Origin of the sequence: uncultured Eubacterium sp. (assembly GCF_934295145.1) — a bacterium.
Taxonomy (GTDB): Bacteria; Bacillota; Clostridia; order Lachnospirales; family Lachnospiraceae; genus Eubacterium_I.
This window is the reverse complement of the sequence record NZ_CAKRAS010000005.1, coordinates 59773-81481: the sequence shown is the minus strand read 5'-3', so window position 1 is coordinate 81481 and position 21709 is coordinate 59773. Positions and strand designations below refer to the sequence as shown.

Annotated in this window: 17 protein-coding genes and 1 riboswitch; of the genes, 1 reads left to right on the top strand and 16 read right to left on the bottom strand. The window is 43.4% G+C overall.

Going from position 1 to position 21709, the window contains the following annotated elements:
• Positions 1-380: 380 nt before the first annotated feature.
• From Q0I54_RS02020 to Q0I54_RS01985, 8 genes are all read right to left on the bottom strand, one after another.
• Entirely contained in the window at positions 381-1124 is a 744-nt protein-coding gene (locus Q0I54_RS02020) for a DAPG hydrolase family protein (protein WP_129899688.1), read from the bottom strand.
• A 20-nt stretch (positions 1125-1144) separates the two neighbouring features.
• Positions 1145-2347, bottom strand: coding sequence for an MFS transporter (locus Q0I54_RS02015; RefSeq protein ID WP_296116010.1), 1203 nt, complete (start codon positions 2345-2347; stop codon positions 1145-1147).
• A 27-nt stretch (positions 2348-2374) separates the two neighbouring features.
• The gene (locus Q0I54_RS02010) at positions 2375-3346 is read right to left on the bottom strand and encodes a nitronate monooxygenase family protein (RefSeq protein WP_296116008.1); all 972 of its coding nucleotides are present in this window, start codon (positions 3344-3346) and stop codon (positions 2375-2377) included.
• A 129-nt stretch (positions 3347-3475) separates the two neighbouring features.
• On the bottom strand, positions 3476-5137 hold the full coding sequence (locus tag Q0I54_RS02005; RefSeq protein WP_129899691.1) for an FAD-dependent oxidoreductase: 1662 nt from the start codon (positions 5135-5137) through the stop codon (positions 3476-3478).
• 15 nt (positions 5138-5152) lie between these two features.
• Complete coding sequence (locus tag Q0I54_RS02000; RefSeq protein WP_129899692.1) at positions 5153-5398, bottom strand: 4Fe-4S binding protein; 246 nt, start codon at positions 5396-5398, stop codon at positions 5153-5155.
• 12 nt (positions 5399-5410) lie between these two features.
• On the bottom strand, positions 5411-6229 hold the full coding sequence (locus tag Q0I54_RS01995) for a DAPG hydrolase family protein (RefSeq protein WP_296116004.1): 819 nt from the start codon (positions 6227-6229) through the stop codon (positions 5411-5413).
• An 80-nt stretch (positions 6230-6309) separates the two neighbouring features.
• Positions 6310-7185, bottom strand: coding sequence for a LysR family transcriptional regulator (locus tag Q0I54_RS01990; protein WP_296116003.1), 876 nt, complete (start codon positions 7183-7185; stop codon positions 6310-6312).
• A gap of 152 nt (positions 7186-7337) precedes the next feature.
• The gene (locus tag Q0I54_RS01985) at positions 7338-8663 is read right to left on the bottom strand and encodes an MFS transporter (protein WP_294787151.1); all 1326 of its coding nucleotides are present in this window, start codon (positions 8661-8663) and stop codon (positions 7338-7340) included.
• A 350-nt stretch (positions 8664-9013) separates the two neighbouring features.
• On the opposite strand from Q0I54_RS01985, the gene Q0I54_RS01980 reads away from it, so the two are divergent.
• Positions 9014-10348: an MATE family efflux transporter gene (locus Q0I54_RS01980; RefSeq protein WP_296116002.1), complete on the top strand. Its 1335-nt coding sequence runs from the start codon at positions 9014-9016 to the stop codon at positions 10346-10348.
• 630 nt (positions 10349-10978) lie between these two features.
• On the opposite strand, the gene Q0I54_RS01975 is transcribed toward Q0I54_RS01980, so the two are convergent.
• The 8 genes from Q0I54_RS01975 to Q0I54_RS01940 all read right to left on the bottom strand — a co-directional run bounded on the left by Q0I54_RS01975 (position 10979) and on the right by Q0I54_RS01940 (position 21461).
• Positions 10979-12790: an ABC transporter ATP-binding protein gene (locus Q0I54_RS01975; protein WP_367270769.1), complete on the bottom strand. Its 1812-nt coding sequence runs from the start codon at positions 12788-12790 to the stop codon at positions 10979-10981.
• 40 nt (positions 12791-12830) lie between these two features.
• On the bottom strand, positions 12831-15158 hold the full coding sequence (locus tag Q0I54_RS01970; protein WP_296115998.1) for an ABC transporter ATP-binding protein: 2328 nt from the start codon (positions 15156-15158) through the stop codon (positions 12831-12833).
• Positions 15142-15732 (bottom strand): MarR family winged helix-turn-helix transcriptional regulator, encoded by a 591-nt coding sequence (locus Q0I54_RS01965; RefSeq protein ID WP_296115996.1) that lies wholly within the window; start codon positions 15730-15732, stop codon positions 15142-15144. The genes Q0I54_RS01970 and Q0I54_RS01965 overlap by 17 nt, the downstream gene beginning before the upstream one ends.
• A 295-nt stretch (positions 15733-16027) precedes the next feature.
• Entirely contained in the window at positions 16028-17998 is a 1971-nt protein-coding gene (locus Q0I54_RS01960) for a fructose-1,6-bisphosphatase (RefSeq protein ID WP_296115994.1), read from the bottom strand.
• A 69-nt stretch (positions 17999-18067) separates the two neighbouring features.
• Positions 18068-18832: a 4-hydroxy-tetrahydrodipicolinate reductase gene (gene dapB, locus Q0I54_RS01955; RefSeq protein WP_296115992.1), complete on the bottom strand. Its 765-nt coding sequence runs from the start codon at positions 18830-18832 to the stop codon at positions 18068-18070.
• Between the two features lie 100 nt (positions 18833-18932).
• The gene (gene dapA, locus Q0I54_RS01950) at positions 18933-19820 is read right to left on the bottom strand and encodes a 4-hydroxy-tetrahydrodipicolinate synthase (RefSeq protein ID WP_294787253.1); all 888 of its coding nucleotides are present in this window, start codon (positions 19818-19820) and stop codon (positions 18933-18935) included.
• A 146-nt stretch (positions 19821-19966) separates the two neighbouring features.
• Positions 19967-20143, bottom strand: a riboswitch (Lysine riboswitch).
• 48 nt (positions 20144-20191) lie between these two features.
• Positions 20192-20683 carry a cob(I)yrinic acid a,c-diamide adenosyltransferase gene (locus Q0I54_RS01945; RefSeq protein WP_296115990.1) on the bottom strand — a complete coding sequence of 164 codons (492 nt, stop codon included), beginning with the start codon at positions 20681-20683 and terminating at the stop codon, positions 20192-20194.
• A 145-nt stretch (positions 20684-20828) separates the two neighbouring features.
• Positions 20829-21461 carry a single-stranded DNA-binding protein gene (locus Q0I54_RS01940; protein ID WP_294787247.1) on the bottom strand — a complete coding sequence of 211 codons (633 nt, stop codon included), beginning with the start codon at positions 21459-21461 and terminating at the stop codon, positions 20829-20831.
• Positions 21462-21709: the final 248 nt, after the last annotated feature.

The following is a 21709-nucleotide window of genomic DNA, read 5'->3' as shown; positions in this document are numbered from 1 at the left end:
GTTTCTCGCCGTCGGTAATCGACCTATAGCAGTTCTTTTTTAGATGGTCAAGGGTGGCGTAAATAGCCAATGCCTTTCGCTTTTTCTTTTCTCTGTGTAAATCTGCGCATGCAACATAGTGTTTATTAGTTCAAAAAAGTGTATGCATGCGTGGTACGCAGTGCCACGGCGTAAATAGAACAGGATGTGAGCATAAACTCCAAGGCAAGGCGGTAGACGAATTTCCGTTATTGGAGCGAGCATAGCTCGACCGCGGGAGTGTGTCTGAGCCAACAGCTGTTTTTGCTGTTGGTGAGTTCGCGGAAGCGGTCGAAGATAGGCGGCGCAGCGAAGATAGGAAATCCGTCGTGCCTGCATTGGAGTTTTTGTCACATCCTGTTCTAAGATTCCCTAAACAAGAATTTGTTCTTAAATTCAGCATACAATTCCGGCAATATTTCTGCCAGATGTGTATACTCTTTAACATTATGTGCCAGCAAAGCTCTTGCTGCCATCTCATCAAATGGAACATTGGGATCCTCGAACCAGAATCTGGTACGAAGTTCTGAGCCATGCTCTGTAGGTCTTAGGAAATGCACCATTCCCGGAGTACAAACGATTGTTCCCTGGAAGGCTTTTAATTTTTCCGGATCAAAGCCCATCTCTTCCGGTGGTAGAAAGTTTAATATCAGATCAACCACCGGTGCATCTTTCAGCATTGATTCTTTTACGTCATGCGTTGTATGCCAGTAACGTTCTTTCATGGTTAATTTTTCATTCAACGCAATTTCTGGATTGCGTGTTTTGCAATAATAATGTTCATCTTTATTCCAAATAATATAACGCATCGGATCAAGTCCATGCCAGGCAAACCACCAATCAAACATCTCTGGTGTCACTCCAGGCATCTGTGTACAATTTGCCACTTCATATCCACCGCTCGGCAAATGGAATACTCCAAATTCTCCTGGCAGATATCCATCCTCAAATAATTTGTTTTTGTCCACAAATAATAACGCTTCCGAATCATCAAATTTTTCTGTCATGATCCGTTTCATTAATTTTGGCGGAACTTCTTTAATCTCACGCTCATAATATTTATAATACGGTGATTTTTTCTGTTCTTCTGTCAGTTCAACAGCCATATTTTATCCCTATCCTTTCTTTACGGAATCCTCTTTGCAAAAAACCAGCAGATTCCACCAAGCACCATTGTACCTGCCAACAAATAGATTGCAATTTCATACCCAAGACATTGAATAATATATCCAAGCACAATGGTAAATACTACCGTTCCCACCTGTGTCACTTCATTTTTCAGCGAATTAACAACCGGTACATCGGAAGGTACTTCTGCTATATCTGTCGCTGATGCGGTAGACAGACCGGCAATAGATCTAGGCAGTGTTCCGTACACAATTACATACACCATGATCATACTTGCCGGCAGATTTACCAGGCAGACCAGCGCCACTGCCCCTGCAAAAAATCCGGCCATAACGATTTTTCGTTTTGTTCCAAGTTTATCTGAAATCCATCCAAATACAAACATGGATGCCATACCGATCAATGTTGTATAACTGTAAACACTTGCCGCCTGCCCTGGTTCCAGTCCCTTGATGATCATATATTTTACGACATATGCGCTAAAAGATACTGATACGAGACTGAAAAAAATGTATGCGATATTGACCAGCCAATTGGACTTGTTTTTGAACACACGCAACGTCTGCTCTCTGGTCGGCTTTGCATCCGCAGCAACTCCATTTGCCTTTACAGATACAGGAATGTTAATCATACATACAACAATGGCCAGTGCATACATCACCGCGATTCCTGCAAAAATCTGCAAAAATGACATACCTGCTTTCAGCATCAAAACTGAACCGCCTTTAGTGATCAGAATCTGCGGAGCAACTGCGCACAAAATGGATACACTGCTCCAGATTCCAACCTTATCTCTCGGAACCATATTCAGCAACAGGCTGGTAACTGCCAGTGTCGCCAGTCCAAGTCCGCCACCTTCTATCGCACGTCCAGCCACAAAAAGCGGGAATTTCGGAGCAAGCAGCTGCATTCCCATACCAGCCAGCGCGACTGCAAATCCAAGAATTATGCTTTGCTTACTCGGCCACTTCCGAATTAGAAATCCCATCTGCACAGACAGTATGATCACTACCCAGTTTGTTGCCGAATTCAGATATCCGTATGCCCCCTCGTTTACACCAAAGTGAGAAGTGATCGCATCCTGCATCGGAATAAATTTAAACATTCCAAAGCCATACACCACACTGCAGAAGATCATGGTTGCAAGCATGATTTTTATTTTTCTATCACTGTAATTTTCCCGTACGTTCTCTTTACTCATAACCGAATCTTCTTTTCCTTCCCTGACTTAGAATAATGTATAACTCTTTTTCAGCCATTCCTTCCATTCTTCAGTAAAATCAACGATCCAGGCTTTTACCGGTTTGATTTCATGTATCAATCCTGCAACAGGACCTGCAAGAACTGCTCCTTTTTCTTTTACGTCTCCTTCCAGGGAAGCAATTCGTAAGGATCCCTGAGATATCTCGCGAATCATATCTGCTGCTTCTGCTTTTGTATGTGTTGCTTCGATTTCAAGCATTTCATCTGCCAGTTTATTCCGGACCTGCCAGCTTGGTTCACCGGTGGATGCGCCACAGGCAACAATATCACGATCAATCGCATGTACCACTGCTTCTTTTACATTCGGATGTACCGGGCACTCCTCAGATGCCATAAATGCAGTACCCATCTCAACGCCTTCTGCACCTGCCACGGTAACTGCTGCTGCCTGTCTGGCCGTTGCAATTCCGCCGGATGCTACAACTGGAATACTGACATGCTCTACTACCTCTGACAGCAATACACGTCCACTGACTTTTGTACAGTGTCCGCCTCCTTCTACACCTTTTGCAATAATTACATCAGCACCTGCTTTTTCTGCAACAATGGCATCTTCCAGATAATTAATTTTTGCAATTACTTTACAGCCTGCATCATGCAATCTCTTATAGTATTCCGTTGCCATATCCAGATCCAACAAATTTAAACTGTCGATATAAGCTACCGGAACTTTTCCCTCAATAATCGCAGATACACCAACCTCCAATTGCGGTCCCGGATCAAGGAACAGATTTGCCGCAAATGGTTTTTTCGTCATAGAACGAACGATTTCTACCTGCTGTAATATGATTTCTTTTGGCATAAATCCACTTCCCAGTACACCAAGTCCTCCATTTTCTGATACTGCTGCTACCAGTGGTGCCATAGATGTCCATGCCATCGCCCCCTGAATAATCGGATATTCAATCCCCAATATTTCACACACTCTGTTTGCCATGTTATCAATCTCCTTTTCACACTATCTTCACTAATATTTAAGCTTTTTTCAATTTGATTTCAAAAATGTCTTACTGCCTTTCTACATTCCGTTTCGGGCAGCGCAACAACAGCGTACTTCTCAATTTCATCAATATTTCGGTGGCTGGACGTCATATTCCTCCACAGGAACTCTTTCTGTATGGAATGTCATCTCACCCTCTTTGTTCTGTACAATGATCCATTTCAGCCAGTTTTCATTATCCATATCCGGATAATCCTCACGAATGAACCATCCTCTGGACTCTTTTCTCATGGAAGCTGCTCTCAACTGCATCTCACAGCACAAAACCATCGCATCAGCCTCATGGCAGGTCAACAATCCGTGCAGATCATCTGCTTTCATATATTTTGCTTTTTCTTTCACTTTCTCAAGCTTTCGCAGTAATACATCCAAACGATGTTGTGACATATAGATACTGTTTTCAACCGGACAGAGGATCTGCTGGATTGCATCAATAATCTCGATTGGATCCACACCTTCCTCACGCTCTAACGGTTTATATGCATCCTCTTTGTATGCTTCTGCCTGTGCTTTACAGATATGAGACTCCCCTATTGTTTTTACATACTCTGCTGCTGATTCTCCACTGATAATTCCTGCAAATACTGCATTTAAAATTCCAGAACCGCGGTTTCTTCCCGGAGGAGCCGGAACTGCACCCGGTGCACCGGAACCACAATAACATACGTCTCCGGCTGCATACATACCTGCAATAGAAGTCTGCATGTCATCTCCTACACGAACCGGTGACTGTTCACCAACAAAACCAGGTGCTACTTCCAGCTCCGGATCCAGACCTCTTGCTTTTCCATGATCTGCATCCCAGAACGGAACACCATATGGTCGATCCCAGATTTTCGCCAGTGGATTATCATCCACATCCGGCACATGCAGATAAATCGGACCTTTTCCTGCAGACATCTGCTCATACCACTCTCGAAGAGCCGTAGAACTTACATCAGCTTCCGGGAAACGTCGGAAATTCTGTGTTACGTTTTCATTTAATGCATTGAACATATTGTTTTCGCCAAATACAAGTTCCTGAAAACTATTAACCTTATACAACTGCGCAAAATTTCCAAATTCTGTATTTCTCATCTGTGCGCCTGCACGGTAAGCTGCCGCAATACCGTCTCCGCGACCATTACTCCACATCGGTGCTACACGATAGTTCTGACTTCCGGTTGCAAGAATTACAGATTTTGCCACAAATACATAAAACGTACCATCAATAATACTGTATCCCACCGCTCCGGCAATCCTGTCTTCTTCTGTCAGAAGATCAGATACCGTTACTTTATCAATTATTTTTACCCCCAGTTTCTGTGCTGTCTTCCTCATCTGAATCGTGACATTTAAATCAATACCAACCATATAGGTCATCGGACCGGTTGGAATCCTCAACTTCGGAATGGTGACCCCCCATCCTTCCATGCGATCAAGCATTTCATTATTCATTGCCACATATCTTTTCAACATATTCTGGTTTCCCAGATAACAGCCTACTGAATTTGCATGATATTCTACAAACATTTCAGGTGTTGTGTGCTCCAGATCAAAATACTGTAATACTCCACCACCTTTATTTGCTTTTCCACCATATCCTGTAGTCTGTTTTTCAACAATCATAACCTCTGCATCCGGATTTTTTTCTTTCGCAGAAACAGCTGCTGTCAGGCCTGCAATGCCACCGCCGATGACCAGCACATCAATGTTATGTTCTACTGTCTGTGTCTCAATCTTTGCCATAAAGCAACCTCCTCCCTAGTGATACTGATCAAAACTCTGTCTGAACTTCTGGCTCTTAAAATCCGGAATTACCTGAATACATCCACGTTTGCAGGATATCTCACAGTAATTGCAATGTTCACAGTCCTCGACATATTTAAATACTGGCTGTTTTTTTTCTGCATCCCAACGGATAACATCGATAAAACATGCCTTATAACATAACTGACATCCCACACAATTTGCAGGATCAAATTTAATTTTATGATTTGTATGAATCATCTTTGCTCCTCCTTATTCCCCATGCTCTTCTGCATAAAGTTGCGGAAGAATTGTTGCTAAATTTGCCCATTCTTTCACATTCTGCAAAAATACACCCAATGCAAATACCGGCGGCATAAAGAATCCGTCTGGAAGCTGCTTATAATCTTTTCCATATCTCACAGTCCAGCCAATCCAGCATTTGGTACGCACTTCCACACCATCCTCTTTTTCAATTATCTGATGGCAGATCAGATAATCCGGTCCTGCTGCAGGTGGCTGACCATGTGCATAGCCTCTTGCACAGATAAGCGATGCTGTGTTAGATGATTTTAGCACCTCCATATCAAACCCAACATCCGATGGACATTTAAAATTCACTGCCTCTTTTGCCGGACCCATATCGGACATTTTTATCACCATCTGTGTCGTATCCCAGTACTTCTCAGCACCGATCAAATCTTCGTCTGCAAATTTTGATGTCTGCATACTCATGGCCGACATATTGTTCTCCGGGTTTGCAATCACAAAACGAAGTGGATCCAATCCTCTCCATGCCATATACCAGTCCAGCATGTCTGCTGTAACCCCCGGCATAAAAGTAACATCTGCCATATATCCGGTGCCATCCGGCATAACGGTATATCCAATCCTGGTTCCGATACCTTCATCCGTCAGAATTCTGGCACGATCTGTGAACGGTACGGCATCCATCGGAGTCATCGGTCCTCCAAATGCAAACGGCATTTTTTCCGGAACCATTGAGATCACATCACGCTCATAATATTTAAAATAAGGTTTTTTTCGGTCTTCATCTGTTACCGGCACTTTTGCCATTCCTTCTTTTTCCATAAAAAAACATCCCCCTTTCTTTTCTTACCTATACAGTAACAAACGAAAGAAGAATGTTGAAATGCTTAATATTTATGAGCTCATGATTCTTCGAACATAGAATAAAAAATTGCAATGGCCGGATTATAATTATCCTTCTGCCAGATCATGGAGTATCCATCCATGCGGATTTCCTTCACTTTTACAAAATCCACATAAGGACTGTTTTTCATAAAGTGCTCTTTGGAATTAATCCCGATTCCTTTTCCAATTTCCACCCACAGCATTTTTGTATCGTAATCCGGTGCCATTTTTGTCTTTGGTTCAAACCCGGCTTCCCGGCACTTTTCTATCAACAGATGATTCAGTTCCGGTGAATCCTCTGACAGTAAAAAATATTGTTCCCGAAAATCTTTCAATGAATACATTTTTTTCGAATCACAATGTAGAGAGGCCGGAACAATCAAATAATTTTCAATCTCAAACACATCCTCATGCAACAAATTTTCTCTGCCTTCTACAGCACCGCAGACAGAAAAACACATATCACTTTCCCCATTTTCCACACTCTGCAGCAACCGTTTTAACGGATAACTGATCAATTTAATATCCACCTGCGGATACCGTTCCTGGAACCGGTGAACAGTCTCCATCGTTTTGCTGTCCAAACACATTCCGTTCAATATACCAATTACAAGCTCTCCTTCTTCCCCGCGATTGATTCTGGCCGCCTGATCCCGCAGCATTCCATACTCTGTATTTAGTTTTACCAGACCGTTATACATCGCCAGTCCGGCCGGTGTCACCCGGAGTCCGCTTTGCTTGCTCCGTAAAAAAAGTGAAAAGCCAAGTTCATCCTCCATGGCTGCAATATTTCTGCTGAATGCTGGCTGCGTCATATGAATGTTCTGCGCTGCAACCGTAAAATTCAAAGTTTTTACAGCTTCCATAAAACATTCAAACATTGTTAATGTCATTCTCATTCCCCCTAATGTGCAAAATTCTCTCTTATCATATATTATAACAGATTTTCTTTTGTTAGGTATATATAATACGCAAAAAGCACAGCCATTCTGGGCTGTGCCTTTCACGTTTTTGCTTATACTAACTTTTTTATCAGAAGGTCTGATTATTTACGCCCTACCAAAGCATCATCCAGCGTTTTTCCTGCTGCCTTGCGGTATTTATCATCCACTTCTTTTACATGTGATGGTTTGAAGAGCAACAGTAAAATCAGAGAAATTACACCTACAATCGCTGTTGTAATAAAAATCGTACGATATCCCCCTGCGGAATACATCAGCATTGCAATCAGCATCGGACCGGAAGAACAGATGATATTTCCAATCGGGCTTGCTGTTGCGAACACACGGCTAAAATCCTCTCTGCGCCAGTACTGGGCTGCCATGGACACTCCAAAGTTTGAGGATGCTCCCATAAACAGCGCCAGGCAGATCATGGAAATCAACAGCGTGATCGCATTTGGAATTGTTCCTAAAATACCGGAAATGATCATAATTACTACCGAGATGATCATAGCAAATTTTGTTCCAAAACGGGTATCCAATACACCAAGAATAAAACTTCCGATACAACCAAAAATCATGATCATAGCCATAACACCGGTATATCCACCCACAAATGCCAGTTCATTTTCAAAGTTTGCAATAATTGCTGCAGACTGCGTCATCATACCCACGGAAAACATTAACAATGTTCCTACCGGAATTGTGATCAGCCAGAAATCACGACAGGCCAGTGTATGCGGTAATGTCCATACAGAAGTCTTTTTGTTTTCGATTTCTTCCAGCATCATCTTTTCTGCAATTTCCGGTGTCAGATTCTTATCATTATCTCTGTATGCTCCACACTGTTCCGGATAATCTTTGATAAAGATCAGACCGATGATCCATCCGATCACAAATACGATAAAAAATGGTAAAAATGCACCGGTAACATCCGGAAAACCTTTTGCAAACACACTTGCGGCAAACGGTCCGATCAGACCATTTGCAATCGGAAATGCAAACGTTGCAATACCCATGATGGTTCCTTTTCTGGTAGGAAACCACTGACCAACCAGAATACCGATAGAGAATGTTGCATACAGAACAGAAACAACATTTTCAACAGCATAACACAGCATCCAGATTGGTCCTGCCGGAAGCACCATAATCCCAAGTCCTAATAATAATGTAACCGCACCAAGAATACTTCCGAACCTCTTGATACTTTTCAGCTTTGAAATCAATCCGGCCATGGTCAGCTGAGCAAGTACTCCAATAATTGCACAGATAGAATATACTTTTGATAATACCTGTGCTCCACCATACATATCAGCCAGAATATTCAATGGATAGTTTGTAAAAACCTGATATGTAACAAATGCGATTGCCTGATAGATAATCAGCATCCATCCCCTGAATCCAAAATTGATTGTCTTTTTTTGATTCATAACCTTCTCCTCCTTTTTCCTAACACCACAACCTTACCTTGTCCTTTGTGTTGTATACATTATAGCTTTTGAAGTTCAAAGAATGAAATGCCATTAAAACATGAGCTCATGCATCGCATTACTTTTATTTTTGAATGACTACGCATTTTTTATTCCTGCATTCATATTGGGGACAGACGAATTCCCCTTTCAGCTTTCCTTGACATTTCTTATATGATATGATAAATCTGTTTTGTTGCTATTTTTGCAAATATCCAGAAATGGCACTGCGATACACAGAATCTTTTATGGATGCCAATGCTTCCTTTATTTAAGTATAAAATTGTATAAATTATTTTTTGGGGGAATATATGAAACTTAAGAACATAAACTGGGCTGAATTAAAGCCGGAAGTCAAACAAGTCTGGCAGTTAAGTCTGCCCGCAATTTTAACGCAGATCACAACCATTGCCATGCAGTACATAGATTCTGCCATGGTCGGTGCCCTGGGTGCTGCAGCCTCTGCCGCCATCGGTCTGGTCGTTGCCATGACCTGGCTGTACAACGGTGTGCTCTCTGCCGTTTCTGCCGGTTTTTCTGTGCAGGTGGCACATCACATCGGAGCCAATCAGGATATGGAAGCCCGAAATGTTATGCGGCACGGTCTGATCAGTGCTCTGGTCATTTCCGGCCTCTTATGTTTGAGCGGTCTCCTGCTCAGTCGTCCGTTGCCAATCGTCCTGGGCGGTGATCCTGCAATCTGTCCGAATGCAACTGCATACTTTTTTGTGTATTCACTGATGATCCCATTTTCACAGTTGAATTCCCTAACATCGGCATTTTTGCAATGCAGCGGTGATATGGTAACACCAAGTATATTAAATGCCATCATGTGTGCCCTGGATGTAGTATTCAATGCTTTGTTTATCCCACGTTTTGGTGTTCTTGGTGCCGGCATTGGAACTGCACTGGCATGCGCTATCATCAGTCTGATCATGGCATGGCGCTGCTGTGTTTGCAATAAACGTCTGCGCTTCAGAAGTTCCGATTCACATCCCTATAATCGTGATATTCTGAACAAAGCATTTCAAATTGGCATGCCTGTAGCCGTGCAGGAAATCACCATGAATGGTGCCATGGTCATGTCCACTAAAATCATTGCTCCACTGGGAGCCACCGCTATCGCTGCAAACTCTTTTGCCGTCACAGCGGAAAGCCTGTGCTATATGCCAGGATACGGCCTCGGCATGGCGGCAACCACACTGGTTGGACGAAGTATCGGTGCCGGAGAAGTCAAAACTGCCAAACGCTATGGCAATATCAGCACCGCCATGGGAGCCATTTTCATGGGCTGTACCGGTGCGGTCATGATGTTCGCCTGTCCACTGGTTTTCCGGCTTCTGACACCAGATCTGACTGTACAGACTATGGCTGTTCATGTTCTTCGGATTGAATTACTCGCAGAACCACTTTTTGGTGTGTCAATTGTGGCCGCCGGAGCATTGCGTGGAACCGGAGATACTTTCGTGCCAAGCCTGATGAACCTTGGCAGTATCTGGATCGTGCGTATCGGTCTGGCGTTGATACTCGTTAAACGCCTTGGTCTCACCGGAATGTGGATCGCAATGGCCATTGAACTTTGTGTGCGCGGACTACTAATGCTTTATCGGCAACACACTACAAAATACTATCGTTCGCGCACTTAATGTACGGAACAAAAGAAAAACATCCAGGACAGACACGGGCAATTTTCTATCTTCGTTGCGCCGCCCATCTCCTAAGCGGAGGTTTCACCTCCACTTAGAAGAGCTTCGCATGAATGTGCAGAGATTCGGATTTGAAATATGTCTGCTACGCAGACCCGAATCTCGCACCAGAACTTGCCAGAACAAGTTCTGATTAAATGCTCCCGTGAACTCGCAGTCGGGCTATGCTCACTTCGATAACGAAAATTGCCCTACCGTCTTGTCCCTGGATGTTTTTCTTTTTGTTCCATTTACACAGTGGCTCACATGCCACATGCACATTTACACTCTTCTTAAAATCAGCACTGTGCTGTGCATGCAGATTTACACAATGTATACATGACATAATTTGCTTGAATTTGTCAATCATTTATAGCTGAAATAGCAAAATCAGAGAAAGTTTCCTCGACGAACGATTCAGCGAACGACTGAGTTTTGCGAGTTTTGCGCGAGTGGAAGACGACCAGCTTTTATAGGAGTCGAAAACGAGCGCGATAAAACCGAAGCCAAACGAAGGTAGTGAGTGTCTAGTGAGTGAGGAAACTTCTCTGATTTTGCTTTCAAATATTTATTAAATTTTAACCATTACTTCTACTCGGCGAACTGGCTATTGTACAGATCTGCATAGAATCCGCCCTGCGCCAGCAGTTCGTCATGAGAGCCGTGTTCAATGATATCACCATCTTTCATAACAAGGATCATATCCGCATTTTTAATCGTAGACAACCGATGAGCGATCACGAAACTGGTCCGTCCCTTCATCAGATTATCCATAGCACTCTGGATCAGCTCTTCGGTTCTTGTATCAACGGAAGATGTCGCCTCATCCAGTATCAGAATGCGGTTATCTGCCAGTATCGCACGGGCAATGGTAAGCAGCTGTTTCTGCCCCTGGGAAATATTGCTTGCATCCTCATTCAACTCCATGTCATAGCCACCCGGCAGTGTCCGGATAAAATGATCTGCATGAGCTGCCTTTGCTGCTTCAATGACCTCTTCATCTGTAGCCTCCAGACGTCCGTAACGGATATTTTCCATAATACTTCCCTTAAAAAGCCAGGTTTCCTGCAATACCATTCCAAATGCATCTCTCAGTTCCCGGCGGTTGAAATCGCGTATATCATGACCATCAATGCGGATGGATCCACTGTTTACATCATAGAAACGCATCAACAATTTTACCATCGTCGTCTTTCCGGCACCAGTCGGTCCAACAATAGCGATCTTCTGTCCTGCTTCTGCTTTTGCACTGAAATCATGAATGATCATCTGCTCCGGATTGTAACCAAAGCTTACGTGGTCAAATTCTACGTTTCCGACTACTTTTGTCACATCTGCAGGCTGTTCCACGATCTGGTCTTCTTCTTTCTCTTCCAGGAATTCAAATACACGCTCTGCCGCTGCTGCCATGGACTGCACCTGGTTTGTCACCTGTGCAATCTGCTGGATCGGCTGTGTGAAACTCTTCACATACTGGATAAAAGCCTGAATATCACCGATTGTGATAATACCACGGATTGCCAGCATACCGCCGCTCAACGCTACCGCTGCGTAACCGAGGTTTCCGATAAACTGCATGATCGGCATCATGATTCCGGAAAGGAACTGGGATTTCCATGCTGAAGCATACAGTACGTCATTGGTCTGATTAAACTGGGAAATCATCTCATCTTCTTTGTTATATGCTTTGATGACCAGATGACCGCCGTAGCTTTCCTCAACCTGACCATTGATATGCCCAAGGTATTCCTGCTGCGTGATAAAATGCTTCTGTGATTTTTTGACAACAAGGGAAACACAGATTCCGGAGACCGGAAGCACAACCAGCGCGATCAGGGTCATCAGCGGAGAAATGCTGAGCATCATAACAAGGACACCGATGATCGTTGCTGTGGATGTAATGATCTGCGTCACACTCTGGTTTAAGCCCATACCAAGGGTATCCACATCATTCGTGATTCTGGATAACACTTCACCGTAAGTACGGCTCTCAAAATATTTCATCGGCATACGGTTGATTTTTTCTGTAATTTCTTTTCGCATCCGGTAACAGATTTTCTGTGTGATGCCGGTCATGATCCATCCCTGAATAAAACTCAGGACAGAGCTAAGCAGGTATAAACCAAGTACAAACAGCAGGATTTTTCCAATGTAGGGAAAATCAATTCCACCGGTTCCGGCAACTTTTGCCATCAGTCCACTGGCCAGTGCAGTCGTTGCTTTGCCAAGTACTTTCGGTCCTGCGACACTGAATACGGTAGAGCAGGCAGCAATGATCATGACAAACACAACTGCAATCTTATATTTTCCCATATAACGGAGCATTTTTCCGATAGAACCTTTAAAATCTTTGGCTTTCTCGCCCGGTGCCATGCCACGGCCATGTCCCATCGGTCCTCCCATACCACGTTTTGGTCTGGAAGCGGAATTCATATTTCTTTCATTACTCATGTTTTTCTGCCTCCTCTCCGTCTGTTAATCCAAGTTCTTTTGCGGACATCTGGGATTTTGCGATTTCCTGATATACCGTACAGTTTTTCATTAGTTCCTCGTGGGTGCCTTTTCCTACAATGCGGCCTTCATCCAGAACCAGGATCTGATCCGCATGCAAAATCGTACTGATACGCTGCGCTACGATGATCACAGTGCTGTCCTGAACGGTATCTGACAGTGCTTTTCTCAATTTTGCATCGGTTTTCAGATCCAGTGCGGAAAAACTGTCATCAAACACAAAAATCTTCGGATGTTTTGCAATGGCCCGGGCAATGGCAAGACGCTGTTTCTGTCCGCCGGAAACGTTCGTTCCGCCCTGTGCGATCGGTGCATCGTATTTTTCGGATTTTTCTTCAATAAACTCTTCTGCCTGCGCGATCTGTGCGGCCTGACGTACATCTGCATCGCTGGCATCTTTATTACCAAAACGCAGGTTGGATGCGATGGTTCCGGAGAACAGCACACCTTTCTGTGGTACAAATCCAATCTGCTGACGCAGGTCTTTCATGGAAAGTTCCCGGATATCAGTGCCATCCAGTATAATACTTCCAGCTGTCACATCGTACAGACGCGGAATCAGGTTTACAATGGTCGATTTACCACAACCGGTACTTCCAATGATCGCGGTGGTCTGACCCGGATTTGCCGTAAAGTCAATATCGCAGATTGCCGGTTCTTTACTGCCCGGATAAGTGAAGTCAACATGATTAAATTTCAGAATACCGGAAGCATTTTCAATATGTTTCGGTTTTTCTGTTTCTTTGATGGAAATATCCATATTCAGCACTTCGTCAATACGTTCTGCTGCCACACCGGCACGCGGAAGCATAACAGACATCATTGTCAGCATCAGGAATGCCATAACAATCAGCATCGCATACGTGATAAATGCAGTCATGGAACCAACCTGCATCACTCCAAGATCTATTTTTTTAGCTGCCACCCAGACAATAGCTACTGTCAGTGCATACATGATCAGCATCATACCGGGCATCATCAGCGTCATGACACGGTTTGTAAAAAGCATGGTCTTTGTCAGTTCACGGTTCACACCGTCAAACCGTTCTTCCTCTTTGTCCTCCCGGCGGAAAGCACGAATGACCGGCAATCCTGTCAGAATCTCTCTGGAAACAAGGTTGACATCATCCACCTTTTCCTGCATCTGTTTAAATTTCGGCATTGCCACACTCATCAGGCTCATGACAAATGCCAAAATCACAATGACAGCCACTACGATCAGCCAGCCCATTCCTGCTTTTGTCTGCACGACTTTGATGATACCACCGATACCGATGATCGGTGCATATGCAAGCATTCGTAAGAATATGGCTGTTACCATCTGAATCTGCTGCACATCATTTGTACTTCTGGTAATCAGGGATGCCGTGGAAAAATGCTCCATTTCCGCATTGGAAAATCGCATAACCTTCTCGTACAGTCTGCCACGCAGGGAGCGTCCAACGCCTGCACCGACTCTGGAAGCCAGATAAGACACAAAAATAGCACAGGCCATCATCGCAGCTGCAAGACCTGCCATCTGCAATCCCTTTTTCCACAGGTATGCCGTCTGGATTTTTGCCAGATCCAGTCCTGCGTCCTCATCACAGGCAGCTGCATACGCCGATCCGGTGGAAGTGATCATCGATTCTCCCATAGTATCCACCATATCCTGCATAGACTCCCGCATGGAAAGCACCGTACCTTCGTCCATCTGTCCGGAGGCAACCATCGCTTCAAAAATTGGGCGAACATCCACGCAGTTGACAGTTTGAGTACTTCCATCATCCTGTTCAACTTCTTTTTCCGATACTTTCAGTTCCACACCAAGCATCTGCCCGATCTGCTCCAGGCTCATCTGCTCGTATACGGATACATCCTGACCGGTCTGCTCTGCCAGCATTTCTTTGAACTGTTCTTCTTCCATCTGAGACATCTGGTAATTCAGGATCAACGGAATCGCAAATTCGGAATCCAGTTCAGCCAGGGTATCTTTGTCTGTTACAGAACATCCATACGTATCATGTTGTGTTGCCTCGTAAGCGGAAGCCCACTGTTCCTTTTCCTCTTTCGTCATAAAAAGCTGCGAATTTTCATATTCCTCCGATGTCATTTCCTGCGGAAGGATATGTTCGATTCCTTTATTCTGAATACCCACATCAATGATGTCAGCAGTATAGGTCGGCAGTGCCAGATCACAATAGGCCTGGATTACAAGCACAGCCACGATCACAAGGATCGATTTCCAGTACGGAATCATATTTTTAAATATTTTCTTCATTTCCGTGATTTCCTCTCTTCCTCTTTTTTTGCCCCTCTCGAATCTTCTCCAGTTCTTCTTTGGCCAGATCATACTGTTGATAAATATAAGTTACCAGACGCGCCATCTCTTCTTTATCCGTTTTTTCAAATACACGACGGATGAATTCATTCATAATGTCATTCGATTCCTTTAAAGCTTCCTGTCCGGCTTCTGTAATCTCCACCAGCGTATTTCTGCGGTCCTTCTGATCCACAAATCGTCTGACATATCCTTTTTCTTCCAATGCCTTGATGGTACGGGACACCGCCGGTGGCAGCGCATGGGTATATTCAGCAAGTTCTGACATCTTCACCCCGTGCTCCGAACCGATCTTCTTCTGCACATGATAAATACCATTCATCAGTACAAACTCGCCTTTGTTCAGATGCGGCAGAATGCTGCCGATATTCAGCTTTCGAAACATATGCAATGCTTCCCACACGTTCTGTTCCATGTGATCCATCTGTCCCATGCATTTAAAATGATTCCTGCAATCTGAAAAATCAGAATGCTCTTTTTTATTTTTCTGTTCTTTGTTTTCTTTCGCTTTCATAACTCCCGAAAAAAACCTCCTTTCCAAGTATCAACTTATAAAAGAAATACCCTGTCCCAGTTGTGCGATATTGAACGCAACTGTTCTTGTGTTCTTCTTACCCAATTACTTAACAGTGTTAATCATTAACTGTTGTTAAAGGTTAACACTGTTAAGTAATCTTGTCAATAAAAAAGGAACAATCAATTCTTAAATAATTATAAAATAGTGACGTTTACACGTCCCATTTTCATAATTAAAAAAATCAACTGTTCCTCTTTTGTATATTTTTTCTCAGAATCACTACATGCTATACTCAGAACTTCTCTACCAGCATACCGCTTCGATAAGCCTGCAGCAGTTCTTCCAGTTCTGCGATATTTTCCCGCAGCACTTTACCGGTATCGGTATCATTAACGGTTTTCCGTTTTACCACATTCTGTTCCATAACAATATGAGAATGGATACAGGTTTCATTCAGAACCGTATCTTCCATGGAAGTAAATGGTTCATGCGCAGCCAGCACCAGTCCATAAGAGTTGTAGATCAGGGTGTATCCCGCAATTCCAGTCTTCTGCTGGTAAGCCTTGGAAAATCCGCCATCAATGATCAGCAGTTTTCCACCACATTTTACCGGTGATTCGCCTTTTTTCACAATAACCGGAATATGACCGTTGATGATATGCGCTCCCTGCACCGGAAGTCCGAATTCTTTTAGGATCTTATCCACGATTTCTTCCTTCTCAAACAGACGGTAATAAGCATTTTTCGGCTCCTCATGAGTTTCCTTGTCGTCAATAAAGTAACGCTCAAAGGTTGCCATACGCTCTTTTCCGAATACCGGTGAATGTTTGTTTTTCCATATAAACCAGAGAATATCTTCGCCGCGTTTCTTCTCCGCCGGTTCAATGGAATAGTACCCTTTTCTGGCATAATGCTCCAAAATATCATACAGGGCTTTTCCACTGTAAGTCTTGCCATAAATATTGACTTTCATAAAACTGCCGTCATCATTCATCGGCACACAGCCATGATACAGCAGATTTCCATTATATACTTTGTAAAGACTGCCCTTTGTATACAGGAAACGAATGTGTCGCTGCAGACGTTCACTGCCAAGGAAACTGTTTTTCAGACGTTCTACCACATCTTCTTCCTGCTGAGAAAATTTATACGGATCTTTCGGATCAATGGTCGGAAAATATGTATCATTCAGCGGATACTCTTTTCCATTCAATTTGATCGTTCCGTTTTCGTAATCAATCTTATCCAGAAGCAGACGTTCTTTCATATTCCATTCCGGATGCTCTTTGATCAGCTGTCCCTCTGCCTTGAACTGAATAATCGTGATGGCTTTGTGCATCAAGGCATCCATCTCTGCATAATCGCGGTCGTATTCCTTGTCATCATCCCGCACATGGACATTAAATGTCTTGCTCGTATGTCCCTGATAACAGTCCATGGCCAGACGCATTAACGGGATCATATTGATTCCATAAGCATCTTCCAGAATAGACAGGTTTCCATATCGTGCGGAAATACGCAGCATATTACACATACAGGCCACAGATCCGGCCGCTGCTCCCATCCAGAGAATATCATGATTTCCCCACTGAATGTCCACAGAATGGTGTTTCATCAGATCGTCCATGATCAGATGCGGATACGGTCCTCTGTCAAAAATATCGCCGACTACATGCAGATGATCCACCGTAAATCTGCGGATCAGATAGCAGAAATCCGCAATCAGCTGAGCCGCTCTGCCGGTATGGATAACAGAATTGATAATTTCATTATAATAAGCTTCCTGATCTGCTACGTCCGGTCTTCCCGTCATCAGTTCTTCGATAATATACGCAAAATCCTTCGGTAATGATTTGCGCACTTTGGAACGTGTATATTTTGATGACGCATTTTTACATACACGGATCAGACGGAAAATCGTCACTTTATACCAGTCTTCCAGATTTTCTCTCATCGTCAGCTTACCCTCGATCTGCTTGATCTTCAGCTCCGGATAATAGATCAGTGTTGCCAGTGTACGCTTCTCCGGAATGCCCAGAGAACTTCCAAACTCATCTTCAATTTTTCGCTGTACGGCACCGGAACCGTTACACATGACATGGCGGAACTGCTCATACTCCCCATGAACGTCCGTGATGAAATGCTCAGTTGCCTTTGGCAGACTCAAGATTGCCTTCAGATTGACGATTTCTGTTGCCGCTGCCGCAATGTTTGGATATTGTGTTGCCAGTACTTTCAGATACTTAATATCTGCATTTTTCATGTCTGGTAATCCCCCTTATATTATTCTAACCACATAATGCAAAGCGGACATTCGCAATTCGCTTTTGCTTTATGATGCACTTTTGATCACATCTGCCATTCCGTAAAATCCGGCCGGTTTTCCTGCCAGGTATTTTGCAGCCTCAATGGCCCCCTTGCCAAAGATGGCTTTGGAATATGCAGTGTGTTTGAATGTTATGACTTCATCTGTTCCCGCAAAGATCACCTCATGCTCACCAACGATATTTCCACCGCGAACGGCCTGAATGCCAATCTCGTATTTATCACGTTTTTTACGCTCCTGGGAACGGTCATATTTGTAAGAATATGCCTCATCTAATGCCTCGTTCATGGAATCCGCCAGTGCAATGGCTGTTCCACTCGGTGCATCCAGTTTCTGATTGTGATGTTTCTCCACGATCTCCATATCAAATCCGGCCGGTGCCAGTACTTTTGCTGCAGTCTGAAGAAGCTCCATTAAGGTATTTACACCAAGAGACATGTTTGCTGATTTTAATACAGCCACTTTCTCACTGGATGTTTTTAATAATGCATCCTGCTCTGTGGAAAGTCCTGTAGTACATACAACCACCGGGATCTGACGCTCCACGCTGTATGCCATTAGTGCGTCAATGCAGCTGACATGGGAAAAATCGATGATAGCATCTGCCTTAACGTCACAATCTGTAATATTTGCAAATACCGGATAACCGTAGCGCTGCTCTGTATTGATATCAATACCTGCTACAATCTCGATCTCCGGATCTTTCTCACACAGAGCACTGATCACATGTCCCATATGTCCATTGCATCCATTCATAATTACTTTTGTCATATTCTAACTTCCTCCGTAAATTTCAACACTTACTCTCTGAACTTACTATTTAACTATAATACCCCCGCACATCATGCGGGGGCAAGACATTTTATTGTATTTATTTTAATAAACCGTATTTTACCATTTCCTGACGCAGGATTTCTTTGTGTGCATCTTCCATCTCACACAGCGGTCCTCTCAGCGGACCCGCTTCCCATCCAAGCATATTCATTGCAGCTTTTACAGGAATCGGATTTACTTCACTGAATAACGCATTGATCAGCGGGATAGCATCTAACTGCAGTTTTGCTGCTTTTTTGTAATCGCCCTCGAGGAACTCCATTACAATGTCATGCGTCTGGCGCGGTGCAATATTGGATAATACAGAGATAACGCCGAGTCCGCCAATAGATAACAGCGGAACGACCTGATCATCATTTCCGGAATACAGCTCCAGGTTGCCATCACACAGGTTCATTGTCTTTACTGCATGGGACAGATCACCGGTTGCATCTTTCAGGCCTACAATATTATCCACATTTTTAACCAGATGTGCAATGGTCTCCGGATTCAGCCCACATCCTGTTCTGGACGGTACATTGTACATGATCACCGGTACTTTGATGGACTCAGCCACACGGGTATAATGTGTGATGAGGCCTTTCTGTGTCGCTTTGTTGTAATAAGGGGTTACGATCAGGACAGCATCTACACCGTCTTTGTCAGCTTCCTGGGAAAGCTCAATGGCTGTCTGTGTACTGTTAGAACCAGTTCCAGCGATAACCGGAATGCGGTGTTTTGTAAACTCTACTGCTGCTTTTACAACTTTTTTATGTTCTTCCTCTGATAACGTTGCACTCTCACCTGTAGTACCTGCAATAACGATGGCATCTGTACCGTTATCGATCTGATAATTAATGTTTCTCTCCAGCAGATCGAAATCTACTTCTAAGTTCTCCTTCATTGGTGTTACAATTGCTACACCTGCTCCTCTGAAAATTGGCATTTCATAATCCTCCTATTTAAAATACTTCAACAAACGAAACGAATACCTGCTTTTCTCTGAATAGTCTCCGAAAAAAATGAACCAGCTGTGCGCTGGTTCATCAAAAATAATCCTTATCAATATGAATAAGAGTAAATCATTTCTATTCCAGTGATAGCGCACCATCGTTTCCGATGACAGTTACAATGCTCTTAACATTGTACCCAAGCAATATACATCCGCTCCTGTATATCCTTTCGGCGTGTCTTCCTTTCCTCTGCCATCTTCTGCGATCCGGTACATCCGACAGATTACTTTTAATTCACGCAACCTCTATCTTATATTGTCTTATTGGTGCTCAATATATCACTTTAACCGAGAAATGTCAACCTTTATGACTCTTTTTTTATGCAGATTTCATACACATCATCTGCCTGCGCCAGGATTCCATCACTGATCACCTGTCCGGTCATGATCATATGCAGGTCATCTGATTTCAGTTCCATCAGGTGAAGAATCTCCTCCTCCGTCACAATATGCTCATCCAGAAGTCCCAACACTTCATCCAGGATCAGAATATTGCACTCACCTGTCTGTAATACCTTTCTTGCATAATTAATACCGTTTTTCATGTTCATCTGTTCTTCCAGCTGCTCTTCTTCCGACAATTCATGATAATATTTCTCTGATTTCTGAAAACGGAACAGACGGATTTCCGGTTCAAGGCGTCCAAGGAAACTGATTTCATCCTCATCTTTTCTTTTTAAAAACTGGATAACAATAACGGATTCTCCCTTACTTGCCTCATGAATGGCATATCCCAGAGCTGCGGAAGTCTTTCCCTTGCCCTCTCCGTAATATACCTGTATTTTTCCTGTACTCATGGTCTCCTCCTTTGAAGTCAAACACGCTCAAAATGCGTATAAACTTACCATTATTCAACTCCGCATGTGTCTCATTTTGTTTTCCACCATAATATCGAATCGAAATCTAAGATAGCACATTTATTAGAAAAATGCAACCGATGCGCTAATCCTGCTCCAGCAGATCCACTTTGCTGACGGAAATCTCGTAGGCAATCCGGTGCTCCACTTCCTCTTCACTGATACGTTTCACATACTCCCTGCTCTGTACCCGGCCGACGATCTGAATATGGCTTCCCACGGTAAATCCGGAGGCGAAACGGGCATTTCTGCCCCAGCAGATACATGGTATGTAGTCTGATTTTCCATAGGAGCGGTTTACAGCAAGCAGTACGTCTGCAATCTCCCGCCCCAGCGGTGTCTTCCGGTAAATCGGTTCTTTACAGATATATCCATCCAGAAAAATCTGATTTGTTTTCTCATTTTCATCTATCTCATCCAAAAACTCAAGTTCTCTGACAAACACTGACAACACCAGACGGTTTTTCTTCTCCTCATGGCGGTTGTAGGAACGGAACTGACCGGTGACACGGATCAGCTGCCCGGTATAATCCTGCTCGGTGTCGATCAGACGTTCCGAGATCATCAACGGAATATAATCTGAGTAATTACTCAGACGATTCACCGCAAGTTCTACCATATAAAATCCTTCCCCAAACACCTCATGACTGAATTGAAATTCTGAAACAATTTCTCCCATCATCGTTACCTGGTTGTTCTCAAACAATTTATCTGTCATTTTTGTAAGCTCCCTTCTTCACATGTACTTCTTTGTGTTTTCAATCTATTCTGCTTTTTCGTTTCTTAGAACACTTTTCACTTTTTTTCTGCCGGCTCCCATAATGTATCATGCATCAGACGAATAATTTCGTTTATTTTGTCGATAACCTTTTTCCTATTACCCCTTGTCAAATCTGAATTTTGTGATAAAATAAATTGGTTGCACTAATGAATACTATATATTTTCTATCATTTAGATAGGAAACA

Coding starts and splice junctions, on each gene's coding strand:
- Q0I54_RS02020 (WP_129899688.1), bottom strand. CDS start 1,124: ATGGCTGTTGAACTGACAGAAGAACAGAAAAAATCACCGTATTATAAA.
- Q0I54_RS02015 (WP_296116010.1), bottom strand. CDS start 2,347: ATGAGTAAAGAGAACGTACGGGAAAATTACAGTGATAGAAAAATAAAA.
- Q0I54_RS02010 (WP_296116008.1), bottom strand. CDS start 3,346: ATGGCAAACAGAGTGTGTGAAATATTGGGGATTGAATATCCGATTATT.
- Q0I54_RS02005 (WP_129899691.1), bottom strand. CDS start 5,137: ATGGCAAAGATTGAGACACAGACAGTAGAACATAACATTGATGTGCTG.
- Q0I54_RS02000 (WP_129899692.1), bottom strand. CDS start 5,398: ATGATTCATACAAATCATAAAATTAAATTTGATCCTGCAAATTGTGTG.
- Q0I54_RS01995 (WP_296116004.1), bottom strand. CDS start 6,229: ATGGAAAAAGAAGGAATGGCAAAAGTGCCGGTAACAGATGAAGACCGA.
- Q0I54_RS01990 (WP_296116003.1), bottom strand. CDS start 7,185: ATGACATTAACAATGTTTGAATGTTTTATGGAAGCTGTAAAAACTTTG.
- Q0I54_RS01985 (WP_294787151.1), bottom strand. CDS start 8,663: ATGAATCAAAAAAAGACAATCAATTTTGGATTCAGGGGATGGATGCTG.
- Q0I54_RS01980 (WP_296116002.1), top strand. CDS start 9,014: ATGAAACTTAAGAACATAAACTGGGCTGAATTAAAGCCGGAAGTCAAA.
- Q0I54_RS01975 (WP_367270769.1), bottom strand. CDS start 12,790: ATGGGAGGACCGATGGGACATGGCCGTGGCATGGCACCGGGCGAGAAA.
- Q0I54_RS01970 (WP_296115998.1), bottom strand. CDS start 15,158: ATGAAGAAAATATTTAAAAATATGATTCCGTACTGGAAATCGATCCTT.
- Q0I54_RS01965 (WP_296115996.1), bottom strand. CDS start 15,732: ATGAAAGCGAAAGAAAACAAAGAACAGAAAAATAAAAAAGAGCATTCT.
- Q0I54_RS01960 (WP_296115994.1), bottom strand. CDS start 17,998: ATGAAAAATGCAGATATTAAGTATCTGAAAGTACTGGCAACACAATAT.
- dapB (WP_296115992.1), bottom strand. CDS start 18,832: ATGACAAAAGTAATTATGAATGGATGCAATGGACATATGGGACATGTG.
- dapA (WP_294787253.1), bottom strand. CDS start 19,820: ATGCCAATTTTCAGAGGAGCAGGTGTAGCAATTGTAACACCAATGAAG.
- Q0I54_RS01945 (WP_296115990.1), bottom strand. CDS start 20,683: ATGAGTACAGGAAAAATACAGGTATATTACGGAGAGGGCAAGGGAAAG.
- Q0I54_RS01940 (WP_294787247.1), bottom strand. CDS start 21,461: ATGACAGATAAATTGTTTGAGAACAACCAGGTAACGATGATGGGAGAA.